This window comes from Streptomyces hainanensis (assembly GCF_004348415.1).
In the GTDB taxonomy this organism is placed as follows: Bacteria; Actinomycetota; Actinomycetes; order Streptomycetales; family Streptomycetaceae; genus Streptomyces; species Streptomyces hainanensis.
The window spans coordinates 1-5,717 of record NZ_SMKI01000475.1 but is presented as its reverse complement, the minus strand read 5'-3'; the positions used below and the strand labels follow the sequence as shown (position 1 = coordinate 5,717).

At 74.3% G+C, this 5,717-nt stretch carries 6 protein-coding genes; 2 read left to right on the top strand and 4 right to left on the bottom strand.

The features are described 5' to 3' along the window. Positions 1-1,001: aliphatic sulfonate ABC transporter substrate-binding protein (locus E1283_RS30440; RefSeq protein WP_207930586.1), on the top strand; the 1,001-nt coding region annotated here is incomplete at its 5' end. A 56-nt stretch (positions 1,002-1,057) separates the two neighbouring features. Then, positions 1,058-1,813, top strand: coding sequence for an ABC transporter permease (locus E1283_RS30435; protein ID WP_207930585.1), 756 nt, complete (start codon positions 1,058-1,060; stop codon positions 1,811-1,813). A gap of 14 nt (positions 1,814-1,827) precedes the next feature. On the opposite strand, the gene E1283_RS30430 is transcribed toward E1283_RS30435, so the two are convergent. The 4 genes from E1283_RS30430 to E1283_RS30415 all read right to left on the bottom strand — a co-directional run bounded on the left by E1283_RS30430 (position 1,828) and on the right by E1283_RS30415 (position 5,436). Beyond that, positions 1,828-2,370, bottom strand: coding sequence for a GNAT family N-acetyltransferase (locus E1283_RS30430; RefSeq protein ID WP_132821399.1), 543 nt, complete (start codon positions 2,368-2,370; stop codon positions 1,828-1,830). A 78-nt stretch (positions 2,371-2,448) separates the two neighbouring features. Then, a complete protein-coding gene (gene ssuE, locus E1283_RS30425) occupies positions 2,449-3,000 on the bottom strand; it encodes an NADPH-dependent FMN reductase (protein WP_132821398.1) in 552 nt (183 codons plus the stop codon). Positions 3,001-3,022: 22 nt separating this feature from the next. Continuing rightward, positions 3,023-4,177, bottom strand: a complete 1,155-nt coding sequence (locus E1283_RS30420) for an LLM class flavin-dependent oxidoreductase (RefSeq protein ID WP_132821397.1) — start codon at positions 4,175-4,177, stop codon at positions 3,023-3,025. A gap of 47 nt (positions 4,178-4,224) precedes the next feature. After that, positions 4,225-5,436, bottom strand: a complete 1,212-nt coding sequence (locus E1283_RS30415) for an SfnB family sulfur acquisition oxidoreductase (RefSeq protein WP_132821396.1) — start codon at positions 5,434-5,436, stop codon at positions 4,225-4,227. Positions 5,437-5,717 lie beyond the last annotated feature (281 nt).

Here is a 5,717-nt window from a genome sequence, read left to right as displayed (position 1 = left end):
ACCGCGCCCCCGCCACCGCCGTCTCCGCCGTCCTGGCGCTCGCCCTGACCGCCTGCGTCTCCGGCGAGGGCACCGACGGCGGCGCCGGCGGCGGGGACGGCTCGGTCCCGCTCCGCCTGGACTGGGCCTACTACAACCCCGAGTCGCTGGTCATCAGGGAACAGGGCTGGCTGGAGGAGGAGTTGGCCGACCAGGACGTGACCGTCAGCTGGCTGCAGTCGCTCGGCAGCAACAAGGCCAACGAGAACCTGCGCGCCGGCGCCGTCGACTTCGGCTCGACGGCCGGCACCCCCGCGCTGCTCGCCCGCGCCAACGGCACCGAGCTGCGCACCGTCAGCGTCTACAGCCAGCCCGAGTGGTCGGCGCTCGTGGTGCCGGCCGGCTCCGACATCGCCTCGGTCGCCGACCTCGCCGGCCGCCAGATCGCCGCCACCAAGGGCACCGACCCGTACTTCTTCCTGCTCCAGGCGCTGCGCGAGGCCGGACTCGACGCCTCGGACGTCTCCATCGTCAACCTGCAACACCCGGACGGGAAGACCGCGTTGGAGCGCGGCCAGGTCGACGCCTGGGCCGGCCTCGACCCCTACACCGCGCAGACCGAGCTGGAGGCGGGCTCCCGGCTGCTCTACCGCAACCTGGACTTCAACTCCTACGGCTTCCTCAACGTCGCGGAGGACTTCCTCGACGCCCACCCCGACCTGGTGCAGACCGTCGTCGACACCTACGAGCGGGCCCGCGCCTGGATCCTGGACCACCCGACGGAGGCGGTCGGCATCCTCGCCGAGGCGGCGGGGATCTCCACCGAGGTCGCGGAGCGCCAACTCCTCGACCGCACGCGCCTCGACATCTCCCCGGTGCCGGGCGACGAGCAGCGCGTGGTGCTGGAACGGGTGGCGCCCCTGCTGGTGGCCGAACGGCAGGTGGCCGACGAGGAGACGGTCGCCGAGGCCCTCGACACGCTCTTCGCGCCGGAGTTCGCCACCGCGGCGGCGGACCGTTGACACGCGGACCGTTGACACGCGGACCGTTGGCGCGTGGACCGTCGACACGCGGACCGTTGGCGCGACGGCTCGCGCGCGTCGCGGCCGGTCTGCTGCTCCCCGCGCTCCTGCTGCTCGCCTGGCAGCTGGCCGCCCACTCCGGCGTCTACACGCGCGCCCAGCTTCCGCCGCCCGCCGACGTCTGGCGGGCGCTCGGCGACCTGGCGGCCCACGGCGACCTGGGGCACCACGTCGCGATCAGCGTCCAACGCGTGCTGCTCGGCTTCGCCGCCGGCACCGCCGCCGGCCTGCTGCTCGGCGCGCTCGTCGGCCTCTCCGGCCCGGCCCGCGCGCTGCTGGCCCCGACGGTGGGCGCGTTGCGCGCCGTGCCCTCGCTGGCCTGGGTGCCGCTGCTACTGCTCTGGCTGGGCATCGGCGAGACGCCGAAGCTCACGCTGGTGGCGGTCGGCGCCTTCTTCCCCGTCTACACCACGGTCTCCTCGGCGCTGGACCACGCCGACCGCCGGCTGGTCGAGCTCGGCCACGCCTACGGTCGCTCGGGGCCGGCCCTGCTCGCCCAGGTGCTGCTCCCGGCCGCCGCCCCCGCCGTCCTCTCCGGGGTCCGGCTCGGCCTGGCCCAGAGCTGGCTCTTCCTGGTCGCCGCCGAGCTGATCGCCTCCACGATGGGCCTCGGCTACCTGCTGATCGACAGCCAGAACACCGGTCGCACCGACGTGCTCGTGCTGACCATCGTGCTGCTCGCCCTCCTCGGCAAGGCGAGCGACGCCGTCCTCGGCCTCGCGGAAGCGCGGGTCAAGCTGCGCTGGGGCTGAGCGGCGGGTCGCGGTCAGTGGTTCGGGGCCGGCTTCCAGTCCTGGGCCAGGAGCCCGAGCAGCACCTCGTCGAGGAACTCGCCCATCACCCAGGACGAGGAGCGCAGCACGCCCTCGCGGACGAAGCCGTTGCGCTCGGCGGAGCGCAGCATCGCGTGGTTGTCCGCCAGCGTCTCGATCTGCAGCCGGTGCAGGCCGCGCACGACGAACCCGTAGTGGCACAGCACCGCGACCACGTCGGTGCCGTAGCCGTTGCCGCGGGAGGCCGGCAGCAGCCCGAGACCGATGTGCGCGCACCGGTTGTGGGTGTCGATGCCCCACAGCGTCGCGGTGCCGACCAGCGTGCCGCCCGCCAGCTCCACCACGGAGAACTGGGCGAGCCCCTGCGCCGTGTCGTCCACCGCGAACTGCGACCCCTTCGAGCCGGGCGTGATCGGCCGCCACGGGTCGCCTGTGGCCCGCGAGGCGGTGACCACGTCGGTGGCGAGCTCGGCCTCCAGGATCGGTATGTCGTCCTCGTGCCGGGCCCTGAGCCCGACCTTCGTACCCCTGAGCATGCGTGCTTCCTATCCGACCGGGTGGGCCGGCGGCAAACCGATGAGCGGATCGGTGCCTGCCGCCGGCCCGGGCGCGGGTCAGGACACGCTGCGCAGCCGTCGGGCCCCGAGGTGGGCCGAGAACTGGTCGACGAGCTGTTCCAGCGGTTCGGCGGCCGTGGGGTCGAGGGTCACCGAGCCGTCCTCGGCCACCAGGATGTGGCGGTCGAGGACGAACCAGCCGGGGGTGATGTGGGTGGCCCCCATCGAGGAGAGGACGGGCCGCAGCGCGTAGTCGATGGCCAGCACGTGGGCGGTGCTGCCGCCGGTGGCCAGCGGCAGCACGGTCCTGCCGGCCAGCGCGTACTGCGGCAGCAGGTCGAGGAGCGCCTTGAGCAGCCCGGAGTAGGCGGCCTTGTAGACGGGGGTGCCCACCAGCACCCCGTCGGCCTCGCCGAGCAACCGGCCGGCCTCGGTGATCGCCGGATGGGCGAGGTCGGCGCCGAACAGCGCCTCGGGCGGCAGGGTGCGGACGTCCAGGGGGACCACGTCGTGGCCCTGGCGCGCCAGCCGGGCGCCCAGGTGGTTGAGGAGGCCGGCGGTGCGGGAGACGGGCGAGGGGCTTCCGGATATCGAGAGGACGACGGCCATGGGTTCTGCCTCCGGGGTGTGGTCAGGAGCGGGCGCCGGCGAACGGGACCTGGGGAGCGGTGGGTTGGCGATCGGCCCGGGACGGGTGGTGCCACAGTCCGCGCCGTTCGAGGAGCGGCAGCACCCCCTCGCCGAACCAGTAGGCCGCCTCCAGGTGGGGATACCCGGAGAGCACGAACTCCTCGATGCCCAGCGCGTGGTACTCCAGGATCCGGTCGGCGACCTCCTGGTGGCTGCCGACCAGCGCGGTGCCGGCGCCACCGCGCACCAGGCCGATGCCGGCCCACAGGTTGGGATGGATCTCCAGGCCGTCCCGACGGCCGCCGTGCAGCGCCAGCATCCGGCGCTGCCCCTCGGACTCGCTGTGCCCCAGGCCCTCCTGGACGGCGGCCACGGTCGCGGGGTCGAAGCCGTCGAGCAGCCGGCGCGCCTCGGCCCACGCCTCGTCCGAGGTGTCGCGGTTGATCACGTGCAGCCGGATGCCGAACCGCGGGGAGCGGCCGTGTTCGGCGGCCGACTCCCGCACCCGGGCGATCTTCTCGGCCACCTGGGTCGGGGGCTCGCCCCACGTCAGATAGACGTCGACGTGGCGGGCGGCCACGTCGAGGGCGGCCGGGGACGAGCCGCCGAAGTAGATCTCGGGGACCGGTTCCGGCAGCCGGGTGAGGCGGGCGCCCTCGACGCTCAGCCGCTCGCCGGCCAGGTCCACCGTCTTCCCCTCCCACAGCCCCCGGACGACGTGCAGGAACTCGCCGGTCCGCGCGTAGCGCGCGTCCTTGTCGAGGAAGTCGCCGTAGGCGCGCTGCTCGGCGCCCTCGCCGCCGGTGACGATGTTGAGCAACAGCCGGCCGCCGGTCTGCCGTTGGTAGGTGCTCGCCATCTGGGCGGCGAGCGTGGGCGAGACGAACCCGGGCCGGAACGCGACGAGGAACTTGAGGCGTTCGGTGTGCTGGCTGATCATCGCGGTGGTGAGCCACGCGTCCTCGCACCAGGCACCGGTCGGGGTCAGCGCGCCGACGAAGCCCAACTGCTCGGCGGCGCGGGCGATCTGGCCGAGGTAGCCGACCGTCGGCGGCCGGTCGCGGCCGGAGGCCGTGACGGCGGCGCCGTGGCCACCGCCCACGACGTGCCGGCTGTCGCCGTTGGTGGGCAGGAACCAGTGGAAGGTGAGGGACACGGGAACTCTCCGTTCTTTCGCGAGGCTGGTCTCGTTCGCGAGGCTGGTCACAGCAGGCCGTGCCGGGGCGGCGGCGTGCCGTTGAGCAGATGGCGGCCGATGTGCTGCACCTTCCAGCGGGCCGGATCGTGCAGGGTGTGGGTGCGGGCGTCGCGCCAGTGGCGGTGCAGGTTGAGGCCGTCGGCCGCGGCCCGGGTGCCGGCGACCTCGAAGAGCGCCGAGGAGACCTCGACGGCCGCGGCGCCGGCGAACGCCTTGGCGGCGGCCACGGCCACGGACGCCTCGGCGGCGCTCTCGTCGGTGAGCCCGCCGGCCGCGGCGTCCACGGATCGGGCCGCGGCGACGAGCAGCGCCTCGGCGGCCCGTACCCGGATGGCGAGTTCGCCGAAGCGTTGGATCAGCAGCGGGTCGTCGGCGGCCGCCACGAGACCGCTCTCGAACCAGGGGCGGCTCTTCGTCCGCACGAACTCGGCGGCCTCGGCCAGCGCCCCGCCGGCGATCCCGACGTCGATCGCCGCGTGGAGCAACTGGGCAGTCGCGCCGTGCAGTTGGGGGCCGTCGAAGGTGAGGTGGTGGGGCACGATCCGGTCCGGCTCCACCCGGACCCGGTCGAGGCGCACCGTGCCGCTGGCCGTGGTGCGCTGCCCCATGCCGTCCCAGTCGTCGACCACGGTCAACCCCGGCTCGTCCCACGGCACATACGCGACGTGCAGCCGGTCGCCGTCGTGGGCGGCACGGGCGAGCACCGGGATCCAGTCGGCGAACAGGGCACCGGTGGCGTAGTTCTTGACGCCCGTCAGCACGTATCCGTCGCCGTCCGGCTCGGGTTCGAGCCGGGTGCGGAAGTCCTGTACGTGCCGGGTGCCGGCCTCGGACTGGGCGTTGCCGAACCGCCGGCCGGCCAGCACCTCGCCGAAGAAGAACTCCCGCTGCGCGGCGGTGCCCTGCCGCCGCAGCACGTTGACGTAGACGAAGTGGCTCTGCGGGATCTGCGCCAGGCTGGCGTCGGCCGTCGCCAGCAGCCGGAAGATCTCGGCGAGCGTGCCGGCGCCGACGTCGGCCCCGCCGTACTCGGCGGGGACGGTGACGGCGAGCAGGCCGCTGGCCGACAGCCGGTCCACCTCCTCGCGCGGCGGCTCCCGCCGGGCGTCCCGGCCGGCGGCGCCCGCGCGGAAGCCGTCGGCGAGTTCGGCGGCGACCCGCAGCGCCTCGGCGTCGTCCCGGATCACCTGGGCGACGATGGCGGTGGATCCGGACATGCGGTCTCCTTCGGGGGACGGCGAGCGTGCGGAAACATGCGGAGGTACGGGACGCGGGCACGGGGAACCGGCCCTCCGGCGGCACCTGGGGCGGCCGTCGACGGGCGGACGGAGGGGGCCCACCGCACGCGTCGGGACACGTCGACGCCGGCGGGAGGCGAAGGCCCAGCGGCGCCCATGGACGAGGCAGCGTGACTTCTCCTCCGAGATCGCGCCCGACGACATGGCCGACACCGCCGCGGTGTACGCCCAGGCCGCCGGTGAGGCGTCCGGAGCCGGTG